Here is a 2,192-nt window from a genome sequence, read left to right on the forward strand (position 1 = left end):
CCGTGAGGACGGTGCCCTCCACGGGCTCCCCCACGGCGCCGTAGGCGGCGTCGGCGGCCTCGCGCAGCGCCCGGGCGACCGCCGCCGCGTCGAGCGTCGCCGAGCCGGCACCCGGGGCGACGTCGAGCGAGCCGAGCAGGCCGCGCAGGTACTGGCTGACGATCACGCCCGAGCTGCCGCGCGCACCCACGAGCGCGCCCCGCATCAGGGCCTGCGCCGCGAGGCGGACGGGCACCGGCCCACCGGCGACCGCCGCGTCCTCTCCCTCGGCCGAGGACGCGGCAGTGACCAGGGCGGTCAGGCTGTCGGCGGCCTCCGCGACGGTGAGGAGCAGGTTGGTCCCGGTGTCGCCGTCGGGCACGGGGAACACGTTGTCGGCGTCGAGCCGGCCGCTCGCCCGCTGCAGCGCGGCGACGGCGCCCGCGGACCAGCGACGCAGGAGCGCGGCGTCGACCGTGACCGTCGTCCCCACCGCACCTCCCGTGCCACCCGTGCCACCCGTCCTCCCGGTCGGCTGCCACGACGGCGCCGGAGGGCGGCCGTTTGGGCACCGGTCCGCGATCGGCTACCCTATCGAGGTTGCCCGGCCACGCCCGGGCACCGAGCCTGCGCCCCGGAACGGTGGCGGGCCTCGGCCCCGGACATGACTTCGCCGCCCTCGCGACAACCGTCGGTGAGCGCGCGGCGTGCACTGACGAATCAGGAGAGAGAACGTGGCTGCCAACTGCGACGTCTGCGGCAAGGGTCCGGGCTTCGGGCACAGCATCTCGCACTCCCACCGCCGCACCAAGCGTCGTTGGAACCCGAACATCCAGCGCGTGCGTGCGGTCGTCGCCGGCGCCCCGAAGCGCGTGCACGTGTGCACCTCGTGCCTCAAGGCCGGCAAGGTGCAGCGCACCGCCTGAGCCTGCACGACAGGCTTCACGACCCCGCCGGCACGTCCGGCCACCGACGCCCGCGGACCTCGTCCGCGGGCGTCGTCGTGCGTCCGGCCACGACCGCGGCGGCGACGTCCGGGCCAAGACCATCCAAAGACTCGCCCATCGCCTGGCATCGGACCGCGGTTTGATGGCAGGGTGGCCGCCATGGTGGAAGAGCTGGACGAGGTGGTCATCAGGCCCGCGACCGTGACCGACGCCGAGCGCATCGCGACGGTCCACGTCGCCTCGCTGCGCCAGGCCTACGCCGGCGTGGTCGCCGAGGACTACCTCGCCGGGCTGGACGTCGCGGCCCGCACGCAGGAGTGGCGCGAGCGCCTCGAGAACCCTCAGCCGGAGACGACCGTGTGGGTCGCCCAGGAGGGCGACCGGGTGGTCGGCTTCGCGTCGCTCGGCCCGAGCCTCGACGAGGACGCGGAGCGCACGACGCTGCAGATCTACACGATCTACCTCGAGCCCCGGTCCTGGGGCCAGGGCATCGCCCGCGAGCTCATGCGCACTGTCCTCGCGGCCGTCCCCGCCGGCTCCGCCGTCACCCTGTGGGTCCTCGAGGCCAACGAGCGCGCCGCGCACTTCTACCGGCGCAACGGCTTCACGCGCGACGGCGTCGAGCGCATCGAGGAAATCGGCGGTCAGCAGTTCACCGAGGTCCGCTACCGCCGCGGCTGAGCACGCGCCCGCCCCGAGTCTCGGGGCCCGACACCGCCGGGGCGGGCATCAGCCGCCGAAGTGGTCCCAGCCGGTCGAGCCGGTCGGTCGCCGGCCGGCGACCGTCACCTGGCCGGCTGTCCCGCTCTCGTCGTCGCGCACGCGGCCGCAGGCGCGGAACGGTGGGGGCAGCGTCGTGCCCGGCGGGAAGGTCGCGAGCAGGCCGTGGTCCTCTCCCCCGGTGAGCACCCACCGCTCGGCGTCCGCGCGCGCGGTGCCGGAACCGAGCCAGCGCGCCGCGGGCTCGAGCGCCGCCAGGTCGTCGGCGAACGCGTCGCGCGGCTCGTCGACGTCGATCGCGACGCCGCTCGCCCGGGCGAGCCGCCCCGCGTCGCGCAGCAGCCCGTCGGAGACGTCGAGCATCGCCGTCGCGCCCGCACGTGCCGCGGCCGGACCGGCCGCGAGCGGCGAGACCGGACGGCGGTAGCCCTCGACGAGGCCCCTGAGCCCCCCGGCCGCCGTCTCGTCCGTGTCGTCCCACCGGCCCGACCCGAGCAGCGCGAGCCCGGCGGCCGACCGGCCGCGCACGCCGGCGTGGGCCAGCAC

Annotated in this window: 3 protein-coding genes and 1 pseudogene; 2 read left to right on the forward strand and 2 right to left on the reverse strand. The window is 76.2% G+C overall.

What is annotated here, in order from left to right:
- Nucleotides 1-472: DAK2 domain-containing protein (locus ICW40_RS16955; RefSeq protein ID WP_221655188.1), on the reverse strand; the 472-nt coding region annotated here is incomplete at its 3' end.
- Between the two features lie 241 nt (nucleotides 473-713).
- Here ICW40_RS16955 and rpmB point away from each other — a divergent pair.
- Complete coding sequence (gene rpmB / locus ICW40_RS16960; protein WP_221655189.1) at nucleotides 714-905, forward strand: 50S ribosomal protein L28; 192 nt, start codon at nucleotides 714-716, stop codon at nucleotides 903-905.
- A 180-nt stretch (nucleotides 906-1,085) separates the two neighbouring features.
- Complete coding sequence (locus ICW40_RS16965; RefSeq protein WP_221655190.1) at nucleotides 1,086-1,607, forward strand: GNAT family N-acetyltransferase; 522 nt, start codon at nucleotides 1,086-1,088, stop codon at nucleotides 1,605-1,607.
- 48 nt (nucleotides 1,608-1,655) lie between these two features.
- Here the strand turns inward: ICW40_RS16965 and ICW40_RS16970 are convergent.
- A pseudogene (locus ICW40_RS16970) lies at nucleotides 1,656-2,192 on the reverse strand (AIR synthase-related protein); the annotation flags it as partial.

The organism is Actinotalea ferrariae (assembly GCF_019733465.1).
In the GTDB taxonomy this organism is placed as follows: Bacteria; Actinomycetota; Actinomycetes; order Actinomycetales; family Cellulomonadaceae; genus Actinotalea; species Actinotalea ferrariae_A.

Coding starts and splice junctions, on each gene's coding strand:
- ICW40_RS16965 (WP_221655190.1), top strand. CDS start 1,086: ATGGTGGAAGAGCTGGACGAGGTGGTCATCAGGCCCGCGACCGTGACC.